General features: G+C 71.6%; 15 protein-coding genes. 10 read left to right on the plus strand and 5 right to left on the minus strand.

The window, feature by feature from the left end; translation table 11 throughout:
• The first annotated feature begins 1 nt into the window (after position 1).
• From CRP49_RS32035 to CRP49_RS32060, 6 genes are all read left to right on the plus strand, one after another.
• Entirely contained in the window at positions 2 to 943 is a 942-nt protein-coding gene (locus CRP49_RS32035) for a Zn-ribbon domain-containing OB-fold protein (RefSeq protein WP_097256481.1), read from the plus strand.
• Positions 940 to 1,989, plus strand: a complete 1,050-nt coding sequence (locus tag CRP49_RS32040) for a thiolase domain-containing protein (protein WP_097256482.1) — start codon at positions 940 to 942, stop codon at positions 1,987 to 1,989. Before CRP49_RS32035 ends, CRP49_RS32040 begins: the two co-directional genes overlap by 4 nt.
• Positions 1,986 to 3,152, plus strand: coding sequence for a thiolase domain-containing protein (locus CRP49_RS32045; RefSeq protein WP_097256483.1), 1,167 nt, complete (start codon positions 1,986 to 1,988; stop codon positions 3,150 to 3,152). The genes CRP49_RS32040 and CRP49_RS32045 overlap by 4 nt, the downstream gene beginning before the upstream one ends.
• A gap of 82 nt (positions 3,153 to 3,234) precedes the next feature.
• The gene (locus CRP49_RS32050; protein WP_097256484.1) at positions 3,235 to 3,477 is read left to right on the plus strand and encodes a DUF397 domain-containing protein; all 243 of its coding nucleotides are present in this window, start codon (positions 3,235 to 3,237) and stop codon (positions 3,475 to 3,477) included.
• 139 nt (positions 3,478 to 3,616) lie between these two features.
• Positions 3,617 to 4,516: a universal stress protein gene (locus CRP49_RS32055; RefSeq protein ID WP_097256485.1), complete on the plus strand. Its 900-nt coding sequence runs from the start codon at positions 3,617 to 3,619 to the stop codon at positions 4,514 to 4,516.
• Between the two features lie 95 nt (positions 4,517 to 4,611).
• Positions 4,612 to 5,109 (plus strand): hypothetical protein, encoded by a 498-nt coding sequence (locus CRP49_RS32060; protein ID WP_094219167.1) that lies wholly within the window; start codon positions 4,612 to 4,614, stop codon positions 5,107 to 5,109.
• Between the two features lie 13 nt (positions 5,110 to 5,122).
• Here the strand turns inward: CRP49_RS32060 and CRP49_RS32065 are convergent, their stop codons facing one another.
• A complete protein-coding gene (locus tag CRP49_RS32065) occupies positions 5,123 to 7,093 on the minus strand; it encodes an N-acetylmuramoyl-L-alanine amidase (RefSeq protein WP_097256486.1) in 1,971 nt (656 codons plus the stop codon).
• A gap of 274 nt (positions 7,094 to 7,367) precedes the next feature.
• Entirely contained in the window at positions 7,368 to 8,513 is a 1,146-nt protein-coding gene (locus tag CRP49_RS32070; RefSeq protein ID WP_097256487.1) for an aminoglycoside phosphotransferase family protein, read from the minus strand.
• A 307-nt stretch (positions 8,514 to 8,820) separates the two neighbouring features.
• Between CRP49_RS32070 and CRP49_RS32075 the strand changes: the two genes are divergently transcribed.
• Positions 8,821 to 10,314, plus strand: a complete 1,494-nt coding sequence (locus CRP49_RS32075; RefSeq protein ID WP_097256488.1) for a hypothetical protein — start codon at positions 8,821 to 8,823, stop codon at positions 10,312 to 10,314.
• 44 nt (positions 10,315 to 10,358) lie between these two features.
• Here the strand turns inward: CRP49_RS32075 and CRP49_RS32080 are convergent, their stop codons facing one another.
• Complete coding sequence (locus CRP49_RS32080) at positions 10,359 to 11,795, minus strand: PP2C family protein-serine/threonine phosphatase (protein WP_097256489.1); 1,437 nt, start codon at positions 11,793 to 11,795, stop codon at positions 10,359 to 10,361.
• A gap of 349 nt (positions 11,796 to 12,144) precedes the next feature.
• Here CRP49_RS32080 and CRP49_RS32085 point away from each other — a divergent pair, with 349 nt between their 5' ends.
• Positions 12,145 to 12,558: an SsgA family sporulation/cell division regulator gene (locus CRP49_RS32085; RefSeq protein WP_094219162.1), complete on the plus strand. Its 414-nt coding sequence runs from the start codon at positions 12,145 to 12,147 to the stop codon at positions 12,556 to 12,558.
• 139 nt (positions 12,559 to 12,697) lie between these two features.
• Positions 12,698 to 14,716, plus strand: coding sequence for a phosphocholine-specific phospholipase C (locus tag CRP49_RS32090; RefSeq protein ID WP_097256490.1), 2,019 nt, complete (start codon positions 12,698 to 12,700; stop codon positions 14,714 to 14,716).
• Here the strand turns inward: CRP49_RS32090 and CRP49_RS32095 are convergent.
• Positions 14,706 to 15,731 (minus strand): Gfo/Idh/MocA family protein, encoded by a 1,026-nt coding sequence (locus tag CRP49_RS32095; protein ID WP_097256491.1) that lies wholly within the window; start codon positions 15,729 to 15,731, stop codon positions 14,706 to 14,708. The genes CRP49_RS32090 and CRP49_RS32095 overlap by 11 nt on opposite strands.
• Positions 15,732 to 15,827: 96 nt before the next feature.
• A complete protein-coding gene (locus tag CRP49_RS32100) occupies positions 15,828 to 16,922 on the minus strand; it encodes a chemotaxis protein (RefSeq protein WP_097256492.1) in 1,095 nt (364 codons plus the stop codon).
• Between the two features lie 355 nt (positions 16,923 to 17,277).
• Here CRP49_RS32100 and CRP49_RS32105 point away from each other — a divergent pair, with 355 nt between their 5' ends.
• The gene (locus CRP49_RS32105) at positions 17,278 to 19,002 is read left to right on the plus strand and encodes a fatty acyl-AMP ligase (protein WP_097256493.1); all 1,725 of its coding nucleotides are present in this window, start codon (positions 17,278 to 17,280) and stop codon (positions 19,000 to 19,002) included.
• Positions 19,003 to 19,078: the final 76 nt, after the last annotated feature.

A 19,078-nucleotide genomic window follows, 5' to 3' on the forward strand; every position in this document is an offset into this window, starting at 1 on the left:
GATGCCCGAAGTCCTCAAAGCCCCTCTCGTGGTCGAGTTCCCCTTCACCCGGTCCCTCGGCCCGGTCCAGAGCGCCTTCCTCACCGGCCTGCGCGAACGTGTCGTCCTCGGTGTGAAGACCGCCGACGGCCGCACCCTCGTCCCGCCCGTGGAGTACGACCCCGTCACCGCCGAGGAGATCCGCGATCTGGTGGAGGTCGCCCCCACGGGCACGGTCACCACCTGGGCGTGGAACCCTGAGCCCCGCCGGGGCCAGCCCCTCGCCACTGCCTTCGCCTGGGCCCTGGTCCGGCTCGACGGCGCCGACACCGCCCTGCTGCACGCCCTGGACGCCCCCGGACCCGACGCCGTGCACACCGGCATGCGGGTACGGATCCGCTGGGCCGGGGAACGCACCGGTGCCATCACCGACATCGCCTGCTTCGAGCCGTACGACGGCGTACCGGACCGACCGGGCGGCCGCACCGGCGAGTTCGAGGACCCGATCACCGGGATCGTCGCCCACGCCCGCCTCGACTACACCTACTCGCCGGGCCGCGCCCAGACCGCCTACATCCACGCCCTTTCCCAACAGCGGTCCGTCGGCGAGCGCTGCCCCTCCTGCCGCAAGGTGTACATCCCGCCGAGGGGTGCGTGCCCCACATGTGGCGTGGCCACATCGGAACAGGTCGAGGTGGGTCCCCGCGGCACGGTCACCACGTTCTGCATCGTCAACATCAAGGCGAAGAACCTCGACATCGAAGTGCCGTACGTCTATGCCCACATCGCCCTCGACGGCGCCGACCTCGCCCTGCACGCCCGGATCGGCGGCATCCCCTACGACGAGGTGCGCATGGGCCTGAGGGTCGAGCCGGTGTGGACGCCGGGAGCGCGCTACCCCGACCACTACCGCCCGACCGGCGAACCCGACGCCGACTACGACACCTACAAGGAGCTGCTGTGACACGGGAGATCGCGGTCGTCGCCTTCGCCCAGACCGACCACCGGCGCTCCACCGAGGAGTCCTCCGAGGTCGAGATGCTCATGCCGGTGCTGCACCAGGTCCTGGCCCGGACCGGGCTGAAGACCGCCGACATCGGCTTCACCTGCTCCGGCTCCAGCGACTACCTCGCCGGCCGCGCCTTCTCCTTCACCCTCGCCCTCGACGGCGTCGGCGCCTGGCCGCCGATCTCCGAGTCGCACGTCGAGATGGACGGCGCCTGGGCGCTGTACGAGGCATGGACCAAGCTGCTGACGGGCGACGCCGACACCGCCCTGGTGTACTCCTACGGCAAGTCCTCTCCCGGCTCCGTGCGAGACGTCCTCACTCGCCAGTTGGACCCGTACTACGTGGCCCCCCTCTGGCCGGACTCGGTCGCGCTCGCCGCCCTCCAGGCCCAGGCGCTCATCGACGCGGGGGACACGGACGAGCCCGCCCTCGCCGCGATCGGGGCCAGGAGCCGAGCATCCGCCACCACCAACTCCCCTGCACAGCTGAGGGGTTCGGTCCCGCCGGGCGACTACGTCGTACGCCCCCTGCGCACCGGGGACTGCCCGCCCGTCGGCGACGGCGCCGCGGCCGTGATCCTCGCGGCGGGGGAGCGGGCCCGCGAGCTGTGCGAACGGCCCGCCTGGATCCGGGGCATCGACCACCGCATCGAGGCGCACTCCCTGGGCGTGCGCGACCTCACCGACTCGCCCTCCACACGCCTGGCCGCCGAGCGGGCCGGCGCCTTCGAACGCCCCGTCGACACCGCCGAGTTGCACGCGCCGTTCACCGCGCAGGAGGTCGTGCTGCGCAAGGCGCTCCGGCTGGACGACGGCGTCCGGGTGAACCCCTCCGGGGGCGCCCTCGCCGCCAACCCGGTCATGGCCGCCGGACTCATCCGCATCGGTGAGGCCGCCGCCCGCATCCACCGCGGCGAGTCCGACCGGGCCCTCGCCCACGCCACCTCCGGCCCCTGCCTGCAGCAGAACCTGGTCGCCGTACTCGAAGGGGATCCACGATGAGCAAGGAGCCCGTGGCCGTCGTAGGAATCGGCCAGACCAAGCATGTGGCCGCCCGCCGGGACGTGTCGATCGCCGGGCTCGTCCGGGAGGCCGCCCAACGGGCCCTCATGGATGCGGAGTTGACCTGGGCCGACATCGACGCCGTCGTCATCGGCAAGGCGCCCGACTTCTTCGAGGGCGTCATGATGCCCGAGCTGTACCTCGCCGACGCACTGGGTGCCGTGGGCAAGCCGATGCTCCGGGTGCACACCGCCGGCTCGGTCGGAGGATCGACCGCCCTCGTCGCCGCCAACCTGGTCGCGGCCCGCGTCCACGGCACCGTGCTCACCCTCGCCTTCGAAAAACAGTCCGAGTCCAACGCCATGTGGGGCCTGTCCCTGCCCATCCCCTTCCAGCAGCCCCTGCTCGCGGGAGCGGGCGGCTTCTTCGCCCCGCACGTGCGCGCCTACATGCGGCGCAGCGGCGCCCCCGACACCGTCGGCTCCCTCGTCGCCTACAAGGACCGGCGCAACGCGCTGAAGAACCCCTACGCCCACCTCCACGAGCACGACATCACCCTGGACAAGGTCCAGGCCTCGCCCATGCTGTGGGACCCGATCCGCTACTCGGAGACCTGCCCGTCCTCCGACGGCGCCTGCGCCATGGTCCTCACCGACCGCGCCGGAGCCGCCCGCGCCCCCCGGCCGCCCGCCTGGATGCTCGGCGGCGCCATGCGCAGCGAGCCGACGCTGTTCGCGGGCAAGGACTTCGTCTCCCCGCAGGCCGGCAAGGACTGCGCCGCCGACGTCTACCGGCAGGCCGGCATCGCCGACCCGCGCCGGGACATCGACGCCGTCGAGATGTACGTGCCGTTCTCCTGGTACGAGCCCATGTGGCTGGAGAACCTGGGCTTCGCCGAGGAGGGCGGAGGCTGGAAGCTCACCGAGTCCGGGGTGACCGAGCTGGACGGGGACCTGCCCGTCAACATGTCGGGCGGTGTGCTCTCCACCAACCCCATCGGCGCCTCCGGCATGATCCGCTTCGCGGAGGCCGCCCTCCAGGTGCGCGGCCAGGCCGGAGAACACCAGGTGGACGGCGCCCGGAAGGTGCTCGGGCACGCCTACGGCGGCGGTTCGCAGTTCTTCTCCATGTGGCTCGTGGGATCCGAGCCCCCCGACTCCTGAAAGGTCCTGCTGACACGGCCTGTCCGCCGTAGGAACCGGTCGCTAGGCTGACCGCGGACGACGAACCGGGAGGAGCACGGACGTGGCCGAGACCACCACCCAGCAGCAGCCGCTCATGGGCTGGGACAAGCCGGAGCTGGACCTCAGCAGGGCCGAGTGGCAGTCCAGCAGCCGAGGGCTGGGCGATGTCCAGATCGCCTTTGTCGAGGGATTCATCGCGATGCGCAACAGCGGCACCCCGGAAAGCCCTTCCCTGATCTTCACCCCCGCCGAGTGGGGCGCCTTCGTCTCCGGGGCACGCGAAGGCGAGTTCGACCTGACCTGAGCGACCCCCGCCGCGAGCCGAACCGGGGAGTGTGCGGCGCGGATTTCCGGACACGCGATCCACAGCGCCCTGCCGGGGGCGCCCCCTGAGCGAGGCTGGCCCCGGCAAGGGGAAGGTCGCGTTCCGGAGGTGAGGGAAGATGAGCGGTGCGCCGGTCATCGCCGCGGTGGACGGTTCCGAGGACAGTCTGCGGGCACTGGACTGGGCGGTGGACGCCGCCCGCCGTCGCACGGTGCCACTGCGGGTGGTGCACGTACGGCAGTACGCCGCCTGGGGCCAGGCCGACGTCCTGGTCGCCGGGCCGCCCGACACACAGGGCGACCCGGTGCTCGACGAGGTCCGCGCACTGCTGCGGGACCGCGCCGACGCGCCGGCCGTCGAGTACGTCGCCCTGGAGGGCGTACCGGGCGCGGTGCTGCCCGAACTCGGCGCGGACGCCGAGCTGTTGGTCCTCGGCTCCCGGGGCCGCGGCGGCTTCGCCAGCCTGCTGCTCGGCTCCAACAGCCTGGCCGCCGCGCGCGACTCCGAGTGCCCGGTGGTCGTCGTACCCCGGCCTGACCGCGAGGTCCACGGGGGCGGCCCGGCCGAGCCCGGGCCCCGGGTGGTCGTCGGCCTGCACGTCGACAGCCCCGACGACGCCACCCTCGGCCTCGCCTTCACCGAGGCCGCCCTGCGCGGGGCCCGCGTCGAGGTGATCGCCGCGTACCCGTGGCCGGTGCAGACCTGGACCGCGCCGGGCCAGATGCTGCCGCCCCCGCTCGACCAGACCGCCGTCGAGACCGAGACCCGGCTCCTCGCCGAGGGCTTCCTCGCCCCGCACCACGAGCGGTACCCCGAGGTCCGCGCCGACGTCGCGGCCCTGCCCGGCGACGCGGCCGGCCAGCTCGTCGCCGCCTCCCGGGACGCCGACCTGGTCATCGTCGGCCGCCACCGACGACGCCTGCTCGCCCCCGCCCGCATGATGGGCTCGGTCACCCAGGCGGTCCTGCTGCACGCGGCGAGCCCGGTGGCCGTCGTACCGCCCGGGCCGGAGGGGTGACGGCACGCCTGGCACGACCGGCACGCTCCGTGACGGACGGACCCGTGCGGGCGCCCGCACGTCGCCGAACACGCGCGTGCACGTACCATGGCCGCATGTCGTTCCTCCGCCGCCGCAGCGCCACTCCCGCCGGACCCGACTTCGACGTGCTGGCCATGGACCCGGGCGACTGGCCGGGCAACCTCGGCGCGGGCCTGCTGCCCGCCCCCGACGGCTCCTGCCAGGGCGTCTTCCTGCGTTACGACCTCTTCGGCGGCCGCGGCCCCGCCATGATCATCGGCAATCTCCCCGAGGGCTCCCCGGCCCGGGACGTCACCGAGGGTGAGATCCCCTTCGAGGTGGGCCAGCTGCTGCTGGCGCTGGAGAACGACGAGGAGGTCACCGTCGTCGGCATCGAGGACACCCCGGTCCTCCAGGGCGACAATCTGCTGATCGTGCGGCGCCTGAAGCTCTCCGAGAGCCGGATCTCCTGCGTCCAGTTCGACCGCAGCGACGGCATCCTCGTGACCATCGCCGCCTGGGACCGCCCCATCACCGACGACCTGTACGCCCTGCTGAAGCCGCTCCCGGCGGAGCTGTTCCAGCAGGGCTGACGGCCGGCCCCGGCTAGCCCACGGAGCCCTCCAGACGGACGTCCGCGGCGCGCACGAACGCCACCCGGTGGCCGTACTGGATCTCGTAGTACAGGTCCTTGCCGACCACGACCCGGTGCGAGTCGGTGGTGAAGGTGACCGCGTAGTAGTACTCGCCCGGCACCGCGTCACCGACCACGTACTTCTGCCCGGCCGGCAGCGTGTACGGCAGCGCCACCACCGACTGCGCGGGCACCCCCGCCGGGTAGGCCTCCTTCTCCGGATACGCGCGCCCGTACACCGGGACGCTCGTCAGACCGTCCTTCGGGGTGACGACGAGACCGGACGCCGGCACCGCCGTGGGCCGCTTGCCCGGGTTCTCGAACCAGGCCTTCTGCCCGAGGTACCAGATGGCCGTCCAGTCGCCCCAGCGGTCGGCGACCGCGTACTGCTGGCCGGTGGAGACCCGCGAGGACAGGTCGTTCACCCCAATGGTCGGATCCGTCTTCAGACCGATGTCCTTGATCAGCGGGGCGTTCTCGTCGTGGTCGGAGTACAGCCGGACCTCGCCCGAGCCGTGGGCCGCGCAGGGCTCGCCCTTGGTGGTGCAGCCCGTGTACACCGGCTGGTTGGCGGCGTAGTCCGGCCGGATCGTCACCAGACCGGAGTGCTTGCCGCCCGTGGCCTTGAAGGGATGGCCCAGCAGCTGGAAGTAGTGCCGCCAGTCCCAGTACGGGCCCGGGTCCGTGTGCATACCGGGGATGGTGGAGGTGGTCGGCCCGGGCACGTTGTCGTGGCCCAGGATGTGCTGCCGGTCCAGCGGGATGCCGTACTCCCGGGCCAGGTACTTCACCAGGCGTGCCGAGGACCGGTACATCGCCTCCGTGTACCAGGCGTCCGGCGCGGCGAGGAAGCCCTCGTGCTCGATGCCGACCGACTTCGCGTTGATGTACCAGTTGCCGGCGTGCCAGGCCACGTCCTTCGCCTTGACGTGCTGGGCGATCAGACCGTCGGTGGACCGGATGGTGTAGTTCCAGGACACATAGGTGGGGTCCTGGACCAGGTTCAGCACCCCGTCCCAGGTGCCCTCCGTGTCATGGATGACGATGTACCTGATGCTCTGCGCGTCCGGACGGTCGCCGAGATCGTGGTTGCCGTAGTCGTCGTTCCCGAACTGGGAGTAGGGCGCCGGAATCCACTCGCAGGACACCGACTTCGGGCACTCGGCGTCGTCCGCCGCGATCGTGCGCAGCCCCGCCCGCTTCAACTGGGTGGTGTCGGCGGCGAGGTGCGGCCGGGCGGCGAGGGCGACCCGCTGGCCGTCGTCCGTGGTGCGCTTCTCGCCCGTCCGCAGCACGTCGTACACGTCGTTCGCGTACGCCGCCGCGGTCGCCGTGTCGTCGGCGCCGGAGAAGCGGGCCACCGCGCCGTACCAGTCGGCCGGGTTCGCGCTCGCCGGCTCGCCCAGCTTCTTCTGCGCGGCGGCGAGCAGGGCGGCGCCCCCCGCGATGTTGGCGGCCGGGTCGGTGCGCAGTTCGGCCGCCGGCAGCCCCGTCAGTTCGGCCGCCTTCGGCAGCGTCTTGAGGCGGGCCGGGAGGGCCGAGTTCTGGGGCACCTTGATGTCGGGGTGCAGGGCGGCGCGGGCGCTGTCGCCGCGTGCGTCCTCGGTGCCCTCGGCGAGGTGCTCGGTGGTGGCGAGTGCGGTGCGGGCGTCGGTGAGGTGCATCGGCCCGTAGCCGCCGGTGACACTGGGCGCCCCGGCGTGCGAGTCCCAGCGGGACTGGAGATAGGAGACGGCCAGCAGGACGCTCTGCGGCACGTGGTACTCGGCGGCCGCGTCGGCGAAGGCGCGCTGGAGCCGGCCGGCCGAGGAGTCCGTCGCGCTCTGAGCGGGGGCCGCGCCGAGCAGGGGCAGCAGTAAGGCGGCCGAGGCGAGCGTACCGACGCTGCGCCTCAGGTGTCTGTGGCCGGGTGTGGGTGTGGGGTCGGTGGCGGATCCTCGCAAGTGCGGCCTCCTGTGACGGGCGGGCGGCGGGGCGTGCGGCTCCGAGCTGGATCAGTGGTACCGGCTTGCCGACGATCCGTCAATGATGCCCTCAGGCACCTGATTTCCCACGTCACGAAGGGGTTCGGCGAGTTTCGCAGCGATGGCGCGCCGGGCCTGCGGGGCGTCAGTGGCATACACCAGTGGTCACCCACCGCGTTGGGGGCCAGGCCCGTACACACGAAGGTCCGCGGTGCGCCGCCGCTCTGGGCGCACCGCGGAACCGTCGTCCCCGTCAGCGAGTGCCGACCGCCGCGCGCACGGCCCGGCGGGCCAGCTGGCAGTCGTCGTGCAGCCGCCTGAGCAGCAGGCGCTGTTCCTCGCCGGACGGCGCAGCACCCGGGTGGGCCGTGCCCGGTGCCGCCGGGGCCGTATCGTGCATCGAACGCTGCACGGCCGTCTCGTACGTACGGATCTCCCTGGTCAGCAGGAGCATCAGGTTCACCAGGAAGGCGTCCCGGGAGGCCGGGCCCGCCGACTGGGCGATCTGGCTGATCTGACGCCTCGCCACCGGCGCGTCCCCGAGCACCAGCCAGAGCGTCGCCAGGTCGTACCCCGGCAGGTACCAGCCCGCGTGCTCCCAGTCCACCAGCACTGGACCGGCCGGTGAGAGCAGGATGTTCGAGAGCAGGGCGTCGCCGTGGCAGAACTGGCCCATCCCCTGGCGGCCCGCCGCGTGCGCGATGCCGTGCAGCAGCTTCTGCAGGTCGCCCAGGTCCCGGTCGGTCAGCAGCCCCAGTTCGTGGTACCGGGAGATGCGGGCCGCGTAGTCCAGGGGGGCGTCGAACGTGCCCGCCGGGGGCCGCCAGGCGTTCAGCCGGCAGATCGCGCCGAGCGCCGCCCGGATGTCCGGCCGGGGTGGGGCCTCCATCGGATGCCGCTGGAGCGCCGCCACCCGGCCTGGCATGCGCTCGATCACCAGCGTGCAGTTGTCCGGATCCGCTGCGATCAGTCTCGGCACGCGCACTGGCGGGCGGTGCCGGACGAACGAGCGGTATGCGGCTATTTCGTGGCGGATCCGCTCCGCCCAGGCGGGCGATTGGTCGAGGAGACACTTGGCCACGGCCGTGCTGCGTCCGGTCGTCCCGACCAGAAGGACCGAGCGTCCGCTGCGGCGCAGTACCTGCACCGGAGCGAACTCCGGACAGATCCGGTGCACCGAGGCGATCGCGGTGCGCAGCTGCGCACCCTGGGGACCGGACAGGTCCAGTCTCCCGCTGAGCGGCTGGGAGCCGGGCTGTCCCGGGACGCGCCGCGGTCGGCCCGCGCCCAGCACGGGTGTCGCCGGCCGCGCCGCCGGGTCGAGGAACGGCCCGCCGCCCGCCGGGCGGGGACGCAGCGGCCGGGGCGGAGCGGACACGGAGGACGATGCTGCGTACATGGGAGATACAGATCCCTTCGTGTGCCTGCGGTGCCTGCCTGTACATCCATGCTCAAAACCCCTGTGCGAAGTGGATACGCAATGCGGGTGCTTTGAGTTCATACGCCCACCCGGCCCGGTCGCCCGGGTGCACCCTGGGGAATGCACCCGTCACTGAGAGGGCGACCGGGTCGGGATGGCGCGTTCCTACCTGACACCCGATGACCAGTGGCACACCATCTGGCGCACCCTGGCGAACCGTGGCGAATAGTCGCCCGGCAACCTCCACGGGGCTACTGTCAACTCAGCCGAGAACCTGGGGGCTTACGTGAGCGGACAACCCAACACCCGCCTTTCGGACCTGTTCGGCCTGGCCGGCTGGTCCAAGGGCGAACTCGCGAGGCTGGTCAACAAGCAGGCGGCGGCCATGGGCCACCCCCAGCTGTCGACGGACACCTCCCGGGTGCGGCGGTGGATCGACATGGGAGAGATCCCGCGCGATCCCGTGCCGCGGGTGCTGGCGGCCCTGTTCACCGAGCGTCTCGGCCGTGTCGTGACCATCGAGGACCTCGGTCTGGTACGGCACGGGCGTACAGGGAGACGGCAGGGCGACGGGAATGCGGAACATCCCGACGGAGTGCCGTGGGCGCCCGAACGGACCGCCGCGGTCCTCACCGAATTCACGGGAATGGACCTCATGCTCAACCGACGCGGCTTGGTGGGCGCGGGTGCCGCGCTCGCCGCGGGATCCACACTCAGCAGCGCCATGTACGACTGGCTCCACTCCGACCCCACCCTGAAGGCCGACGCCCCTGTCCTCGACGATCCCCTGCACGCCGACCCCGCTGGGTTCGACCGCTATGAGGCCGCCCCCATCGGGTCGCAGGAGATCGAGGAACTGGAGCGTTCGGTCGAGGTGTTCCGAGCCTGGGACGCCGCCCGTGGCGGCGGGCTCCAGCGCAAGGCGGTCGTGGGCCAGCTCAACGAGGTGGGCGGCATGCTCGCCTACCACCACCCACCCCATCTCCAGCGGCGCCTGTGGGGCGTCGCCGCCAATCTCGCCGTTCTCGCGGGCTGGATGTCGCACGACGTCGGCCTGGAGCCCACGGCCCAGAAGTACTTCGTCATCGCCGCCCACGCCGCACGCGAAGGCGGTGACCGGCCGCGTGCCGGGGAGGCTCTGTCCCGGGCGGCCCGGCAGATGGTGCACCTCGGCCGGCCCGACGACGCGCTGGACCTGATGAAGCTCGCCCAGTCCGGTTCGGGGGAGCGTCTGCAGCCGCGTACGAAGGCGATGTTCCACACCATCGAGGCCTGGGCACAGGCGTCCATGGGCAAGAGCCAGGCGATGCGCCGCACGCTCGGACGGGCGGAGGACCTCTTCGTCTCCGACCGGCAGGACCTGGAACCGCCGGACTGGATGCAGACCTTCAAGGACGAGGATCTGTACGGCATGCAGGCCCTCGCCTACCGCACCCTCGCGGAGTTCGACCCCGGTGCGGCCGTGCACGCCCAGTACTACGCGGAGAAGGCCCTGGCCCTGCGCGTCGACGGGCGGGAGCGGTCGAAGATCTTCGACCATCTGTCCATGGCCTCGGCCTGCTTCATCGCCGACGACCCGGAGCAGGCCGACCGCTACGCACGGCTGGCCCTGATGTCGATGGGCTCGAACTCCTCCCGCCGCACCTGGGACCGGCTGCGGCAGATGTACCGGCTCACCGCCGAGTACTCCGGCTACCCGAAGATCCACGAACTGCGGGAGGAGATCAGGCTCGCCCTGCCGAAGCTGAAGGGCAGGGCCGACAACAGCGCACAGGCGTAAGGGCTGTGCGCTGTTTCTTCGCTCAGAGGGTCAGCTCGGTCGGCTCATGAGGTGACCTTGGCGACGAGCACACAGGCGTCGTCCTCGCGCTCGGCTCCGCCGAACTCCTCCACGACCGTCCGCACACAGTCCTGCGCGCTACGCGCCGCGCCGAAGCGTGGCGCGAGGTCGAGCAGGCGGTCCACGGCGCTGGTACCGCCGTGCCCGGACACCAGTCCGTCGGTGCGCAGCAGGAGGAGGTCGCCGGGCTCCAGGGCCACTTCGGCCTGCCCGTAGGTGGCGCCCGTGGTGGCACCGAGCAGGACGCCGTCCGGTGCGTTCAGCATGCGCCCCGTCCCGTCGCGGTACAGCAGCGGGGCGGGGTGTCCTGCCTGCGCCCACACCAGGGTGCGGGTCTCGGGCCGGTACTGGCAGCACACCGCGCTGCCCAGGGCGGGCTGCACGGTGGCGTCGAGTAACTGGTTGAGCATGGCCAGGAGGGGGCCGGGCTGAGCGCCGGCCATCGCCATGCCGCGCACGGCGCCCAGCAGCATCGCCATACCGGAGGTGACGGCGACACCGTGCCCGGTGAGATCACCGACGCTGAGCAGGGTCGCGCCGTCGGACAGCTCCAGCGCGTCGTACCAGTCGCCGCCGATCAGGGCGGTCGTGGCGGCCGGCAGATAGTGGGCGGCGAGGTCGAGGGTCTGCGGTCCCTGGTGCGGGAGCCGCAGGGAGCCGCGCCAGGGTGGCAGCACGGCTTCCTGCAGCTCGACCGCGAGCCGCTGCTCGGTCTGCGCCTGCCGTTGGTGGTGCTGCAGCGAGTCACGGGTCTCGCGCACCGTCCGCTGGCTGCGGCGCAGTTCACTGACGTCGCGCAGCACGGCCCACATCGAGGTGGTGCTGCCGTCGCCGCCGAGCACGGGCTCGCCCATCATGTGCACGGTCCGCACGGAGGCGTCGGGCCGTACGACACGGAACTCGCCGTCGATCGGCTTGGCGTCGACCAGGCAGTCCGTCACCATCCGGGTCAGCTTCGGCCGGTCCTCCTCCACGACCAGGGACGGCAGTTCGTCCAGGGTGAGGGCGGGGCCGTCCGGGTCGAGGCCGAGGATCTGGTACAGCTCCCCGGACCAGCTCGCCTCGTCCGTGAGCAGGTTCCACTCCGCGCTGCCGACACGGCTGAGCAGCGAGGCGCGCGGTGCGCCGACGGCCACCGCCGGCCGGACGACCAGGGTCTCGGCGGGCTCGTCGGCGGGGGCGGGCTCCGGACCGTCCCGCAGCTGTGCCAAATGGGCGTCCAGGTCCTCGAGTTGGTGCAGTGCGAGGTCGTACAGCGCCCGCTGCCAGCGTTCCTCCGGGTCCGAACCTTCGTTCTGCGCGTCCCGCCGTACGGCGTCCACGTCGCCCCTGAGCCGCCGCGCCTGCGTTATCAACGCCTCGACCGAGCCGCGCCCGGGCGGCTGGGCGGCTGAGCGGTCCGCGGAAACTGGGGACGGCATGACGCACTCCGAAGGGGGATGGTACGGCCAAGGGGGACGGAGGGACCGTTACGACTGTGGCACAGCCCGCGACGCCCTGTAAGGGATTTGGCAACACACGATACGGTGGTGCTTCTGGCATATGCCAGAGTCTTCCCTGGCTGATCCGAGGGTACGAATGACGTACGCGCGGGTGGGCTCAAGTCGTAGTTCCTCCTACGGGACTTGACCCATACCGTAGGGCTTCGCCGCAGTGCTCAGCCGTCTGTTCGACGCTCAGATGTTCCATGATGCCGCCGACTGCTCGATCCGCACCAACTCTGTCCGGATTTGGCGTCCTGGGAAGGGCTTCCGAAGACTCCTTAATGGCATGGACATCATCGTCGAGCAGCCCGCCCATGCCCGTCTCATCACCGCCGAGGACCGGGAGGTCCCGGTGTCGGCCCTGCTGCGCTACGCGGCGGACGACCCACTGGCCGTCTTCGTGGATTTTCCCCCCGAGGCCACCCTGGCGGGCGACGAGGTCACCTGGACCTTCGCGCGCTCCCTGCTGGACCAGGGCCTGCGCGCCCCGGCCGGACACGGGGACGTACAGATATGGCCGTACGGCCGCACCCGGACGGTCCTCGAACTCCATTCCCCGTGCGGTCTCGCCCTGCTCCAGTTCCCCACCTCGGCACTGCGCCGCTTCCTGCTGCACACCTACGCGGTGGTACCGGCCGGGCAGGAGGACGTGGAGGCGGTGGTGGAACGGGGTCTGAGCAGCCTGTTCGGCGGGGTGTGAGCCGCCGGCGGGGGCGGTTTCCGGACTTTGACTTTTATTCACTCGAGCCTCACCGCACGGCTGTGGACCTCGACGATCACTGCGGGCACCCTGGCGCGCGGTGTGCCGCAGGGGCACGCCGGTGACGAGGACGGGGCGAATGACACCGATCAGCCGAAGAGGCTTCGTGGGGCTCGGCGCATCCGTGGCGGCGGGGGTGGCGCTCGGCGCCGTCACCCGCAGCGCGGCCGCCGCCACGGCGACCGGCACGATCAAGGACGTGAAGCACGTGGTCATCCTCATGCAGGAGAACCGCAGCTTCGACCACTACTTCGGGCGCCTGAAGGGCGTGCGAGGCTTCGACGACCGCAGCGGCATCACCCTGAGCGGCGGTTACCCGGTCTTCAACCAGCCGAACGGAACGGGCCGCCAGTACCCGTGGAAGCTCAGCGCGACCCCGGCCGCGGGCGGCAAGGACGGCGAGACCCTCGCCCAGTGCAGCGGCGACCTGCCGCACTCCTGGTCCTCGCAGCACTCCGCGTGGAACAAGGGCCGCCTCGACAGCTGGGTCTCGGGTGTCGGCAACGTCCGCTCGCTCGGCTACCTGGACCGCTCCGACATCCCGTTCCACTACGCGCTCGCCGACAACTACACGATCTGCGACGCCTACTTCTGCTCCGCCCTCAGCGCGACCGGACCCAACCGTACCTTCCTGTGGAGCGGCAAGGTCGACTCCACCAGCTACGACGGCGGCGACGAGTCGGGGCTGACCTGGCAGAACTACGCCGAGGCGCTGCAGGCCGCCGGGGTGACCTGGAAGGTCTACCAGAACGCGGCCGACAACTACGGCGACAACGGCTGCGCCTACTTCAAGAACTTCGCGAATGCCAAGGCGGGTGACCCGCTCTACGACCGCGGCATGTCCTCCGTCCCGAAGGCCACCGGCTCCACCCCGGACGACATCGCCGCCGCCATCAAGGCCGACGTCCTCGCGGGCACCCTCCCGCAGGTCTCCTGGATCGTCCCCAACCAGGCCTTCTCCGAGCACCCGTACGCCCCGCCCGGCGACGGCGCCCACTTCGTCAGCCTCGTCTACCAGGCCCTCGCGGCCGACCAGGACGTGTTCGACTCCACCGTCCTGTTCCTCAACTACGACGAGAACGACGGCTACTTCGACCACGTCCCGCCCCCGGCCCCGCCCGCCGGAACCCCGGGTGAGTTCCTCAACGGGGTGCCGTACGGCTTCGGTTTCCGCGTCCCGATGATCGTCATCTCGCCCTGGACGCGTGGCGGCTGGGTCTCCTCCGAGGTCTTCGAGCACACGTCGGTGCTGCGGTTCCTGGAGACCTGGACATCGGCCATCGGCAAGCCCGCCAACTGCCCCAACATCAGCGACTGGCGGCGCAAGGTGAGCGGCGACCTGACCGGTGTCTTCGACTTCGCCAACCCGGTCTACGGCTCCGTCTCGCTGCCCGCGACGAGCGTCATCGGCATAGGCACCTGCGGCCCGCTGCCCAACCCCGTGCCGACGAACAACGCCCTGCCCGCCCAGGAGTCCGGCACCCGCGCGGCCCGCGCGCTGCCGTACCAGCCGGGCGGATACCTGGACCACCTGGAGTTCGGGGCCGCCGGCAAGATCCTCGCCTGGTTCACCATGACCAACCAGGGCGGCCCGGCGGCCAGGGCGGCGCACTTCTCCCTCCACCCCAACGCCTACCGCGACACCACGCCGTACCAGTACACGGTCGACGCGGGCGGCACCGCCTCCGACTACTTCAACATCGGCACGGGCTTCGGCGCCGGCAAGTACGACCTCACCATGGTCGGCCCCAACCGCTTCCTGCGCCGCTTCCAGGGCGATGCCACCAAGGCGGGCAAGTCGGCGGAGGTGAGCACCCGTTACGCGGTGGAACCGGGCACCGGCAAGCTCGCGATCTACTTCAAGATGGCCAACTCGGGTGCGTCGTCGGTGAAGTTCACCATCACCTCCAACCACTACCGCACCGACGGTCCCTGGACCTACACCGTCGCCGCGGGAACCTCGACGGAGGACTACTTCAACGCCGTCGCGTACCAGAACGGCTGGTACGACTTCACGGTGACCGTCGACTCCGACGCGACCTGGTCGCGCCGGTTCACCGGGCACCTGGAGACCGGCGCCCCGAGCGTCAGCGGCTGACCCCGGCGTAGAGGTCCGGGCGCGGGGCGAGGCCGACGGTCACCCGGCCGCCGGTCTCCAGCGCCCGGACCCCGGCCTCCGCGACGACGGAGGCCGCGTAGCCGTCCCAGACGCTCGGGCCGGTGACCTCGCCGCGCCGGGTGGCGTCGACCCAGGCCTGCACCTCGCGGTCGTAGGCGTCGGCGAAGCGGACCAGGTAGTCCTGCGCCACCTCCTCGGCGGCACTGCCCCGGCGGGTGACCAGCATGGTGTGCTCGTCGCCGATCCGGGCGCTGCCCGCCTCGCACACGGCCTCGCAGCGCACCTGGTAGCCGAAGCCGCAGTTGACGAAGACCTCCACGTCGACCAGGGCGCCGCGCTCGGTCTCGAAGAGCACGAACTGCGGATCGATCAGGCCCTCGGGCGCACCCGCCGAGGACGCCGGGCGCAGCACGGTGACCGCCGTCAGCTCCTGCCCGAGCAGCCAGCGGGCCGCGTCGATCTCGTGCGCGACGGAGCTGTTGATCAGCATGGTGCTGGTGAAGTCGGGCGGCGAGGAGACGTTGCGGTGGGTGCAGTGCAGCATCAGCGGACGGCCCAGGCTTCCCCCGTCCAGCAGGGCCTTCAGCCGCCGGTACTCGGCGTCGTAGCGCCGCATGAAGCCGATCTGGGCCAGCCGGCGGCCGAGCCGCGCCTCGGCCTCCACCACCCGCAGCGCACCTGTGGAGTCCGGCACCATGGGCTTCTCGCACAGCACGGGCAGGCCGCGCTCGAAGGCCGCGAGCAGCGCCTCCTCGTGCGCGGGGCCGGGGGAGGCGATCAGCACGGCCGCCACGCCGGGCGCCTCCAGCGCGGCCACCGGGTCCGTGTGCACGGCGACGCCGTCCAGGCCGGCCACCGCCTCCTTCGCGCGCTCGACCTGGGGGTCGGCCACGGCGGCCACCCTGGCGCCGCTCACTACCTGATCGAGGCGTCGTATGTGGTCGGCTCCCATGTGTCCGGCACCCAGTACGGCCACACCCAGCAGGTCACCCATGTGCGCGCTCCCTCTCGCCGACGATCGCGCCGTAGCGTACGCCGCAGGGGGAGCGCTGCCTGGGGAGTGCCTGAGCACGGCCGCCCGGGGTGTTCCTCAGTACCGCAGCACCCCCGCGATGCCGTTCTCGTCGCCCAGCGTCCCGTCGGGGACGAAGCGCACAGCGGCGCCGGTCTCCAGACACTGCTCGACGATCTCGTCCACGATGTCGTCGCGGGAGTCCAGGTCACCGGGCTCGGCCGGGATGAGATGGTCACCTTGATCACGGACGGTCACGCGGTAGTTCTCCTCGACCGCGAGGAGCCGGACGCGGCCGTCCCGGGCGTTCTGCCACAGCTCGTCCACCCCGGCCGCGAAGGCCTTGTGCCCGCGTGCGGAGGTCAGTTCCCTCATGACGGACGTGGTGTCCTTACGGGCCTCCTCCTCCAGGACCGGCCGCAGCGCCTGCCACACGGCCTCCGGACCGGCGTGGGCGAGGCCGCCGTGCGGGACCTGCACGGCGGACTTCGCGGCGCTGCCGACGTCGACCAGCAGGGACAGGGCCGCCTGCTCGCCGGTGATGTACAGGGGGCGGGGCTCGTCGCGCAGGACCGTGCTCAGGGCGGTGTCCGCCTCGCGCAGGAACTGGCGCGTGCCCTCGTCGACGTAGATGCTCGGGATGTCACCGATCTGCTCCTGGCGCTCCGCGTCGAAGTTCTCGCGGCCGCGGACGAGCGGGAAGCCGCCGGAGTGGTCCTTGACGACCCGGTCGGGGCCGCCGCTCCACAGGGTGACACGGTCCGCGGCGACCGACAGCACCCAGAAGGGCCGCTCGGCGGCCTGCGCGGAGACCAGATTGCGGGTGAGGAAGGTGTCCGAGAACACCACCCGCTCGGGGACGGTGCGGGCCAGCGACCAGACCTGGTGCTCACCCGGGGCGGCGAAGATCACCAGACCGTCCTCGGCGTGCGCCAGATCCACTTCCGCCAGTGCTCGGTCGAGCTGTGCCACGATGTCGGCGCGCCGCTCCCGGGTGACCGCGGGGTCGGATTCCAGCCGCTTCCTGGCCTCGGCCACCACATTGCGCAGCCGGACCGGGTCCTGGCCGTTCTCGGGCTCCCGGCGGTGCGTCGGCGTCAGGACGGACACCGCGGGGTAGGGACGCGGACGCCGCAGTTCGGCGAGGGTTGCGGGACTCAGTGCGTGCTCCATGACAGAACGATAGGGCGGATTCACGTGTCCGGCATTCGGGGCATAAAGGTCTCCTGAACGCACTGTGTCGTAGATCGCATGCGCTGCGTGAGTGCTGGTCCAACTCCCTTGGATACGGCCTGTTTACATTTGTTCGGCCGCTCGGCCGAACGGACTTGCTAAGGTGCTACTCGTCGGTAGCCAGTCGCTGCGGGGGGAACACGCGCAGCCGTCCGACCCGTGGCTCCCTGGCCGGGGGGCCGACTCCAACGACCCGGCAAGGACGCCGGGTTGACTCGACCGGCGACCGCCCGTGCGGTCCGGCCGTCGAACACCTTTCCCGCGCCCACCTCTTCAGACAGGTGAGACTCGTCCCATGGCACGTTCCCTGGTCGACTTACTGACCACGCACGCCTCGAACCATCCGGAGCGCACCGCATACCGCCACCTCGTCACCGGTGACCGCGACGGAGAGATCCAGGAACTCACCTACGGCCGGCTGGCCACCCGCTCCCGGGCCATCGCCGCCCACCTGCAGGAGCGTGGACTGGCCGGATCGCGCGCCATGCTGCTCTACCCGCCCGGCCTGGAGTTCATCTGCGCCTACCTGGGCTGTCTGTCGGCCGGCGTGGTCGCCGTACCGGGCGTGCCCCCGCAGGGCCGCTCCCAGAACCACCGTGCGCTCACCCGGATGAAGCGCCTGGTGGCCGATGCGGACGCCAAGGTCATCCTGGGCGGCCGGGACGTGATCGCCGCGCTCGACGGCATGGCCGCACATCTGCCCGAACTCGACGGGATCGCCCGCCTCACCACCGAGGACATCCCCGACGACGCGGCGGCCGCCTGGCGCGAACCCGACCTCACCGCGGATTCCGTCGCGTTCCTCCAGTACACCTCCGGCTCCACCTCCGCCCCGCGCGGTGTCGTGGTCACCCACGGGAACCTGCTGGACAACGAGCGGGTCATCACCGAGCGCATGGGCCACACGCCCGAGGCGATCGAGGCACACGACCACGAGATGTTCGTCAGCTGGCTGCCGGTCTACCACGACATGGGGCTCATAGGTCCCGTCCTGAACACGGTGTACCTCGGCACCACCGCCACTCTGTTCTCGCCCCTGCACTTCCTCCAGCAGCCGGCCCGCTGGCTCGCCGCCGTCAGCCGCTACCGCCCGCACACCAGCGGCGCCCCCAACTTCGGCTACGAACTGTGCCTGAAGCACGCCGGCCCGGAGCTGCTCGACGGCCTCGACCTCAGCTCGTGGAAGGTCGCCTTCAACGGGGCCGAGCCGGTGCGCGCGGCCACCCTGCGCCGCTTCGCCGACACCTTCGGCCCCGCCGGATTCCGCCGCGAGGCCCTCTACCCCTGCTACGGCCTGGCCGAGGCCACCCTGATGGTCACCGGCGGCACCGTGGACACCCCGCCGACGCTGCTCGCCGCCGCCGACGGCGCCCCGAACGCCGGCGAGGCCGACGCGGCCGCCGTCGGCTGCGGCCGGCCCGGCCCCGGCGTGACCGTGGCGATCGTCGATCCCGAGCGGCAGGAGGAGCTGCCCGAGGGCGGGACCGGCGAGATCTGGGTGGGCGGAGCGAGTGTCGCCAAGGGCTACTGGCGCAACGCCCTCGCCACCCGCGAGACCTTCCGGGCCGGGCTCCAGGGCCACGAGGGGCGGTTCCTGCGCACCGGCGACCTCGGCTTCCTCAGGGGCGGCGAACTCTTCGTCACCGGCCGCCTGAAGGACCTCATCGTCATCGACGGCCGCAACCACTACCCGCAGGACCTGGAGCTGACCGCCGAACTGTCCCACCCGGCCCTGCGCCCCGGCTGCACCGCCGCGTTCTCCGTGGACACCGCAGCCGAGGGTGAACAGCCCGTCCTCGTCGCCGAGATCGCCCCGGACGACGCCGGCGAGTCCGAGAAGATCACCGACCTGATCCGCAGCGCGGTCGGCGAGGCCCACGGCCTGTCCCTGCGCGATGTCGTCCTGGTCCAGCCGGGCACCATCCCCAAGACCTCCAGCGGGAAGATCCAGCGCCGCGCCACCCGGACGGCGTACCTCGACGGCACCCTCTCCGTGGTGACCGCACCCGCTGTGGGGTGACAGCCCCGCCTCCCGCGCGCCCGTCGGCGCGGGAGGCCCCTGCGGCCGTACGCCGCCTGTTTCGCCGTACCGCACA

Source organism: Streptomyces sp. Ag109_G2-15 (genome assembly GCF_900215565.1).
GTDB classification, from domain to species: Bacteria; Actinomycetota; Actinomycetes; order Streptomycetales; family Streptomycetaceae; genus Streptomyces; species Streptomyces diastatochromogenes.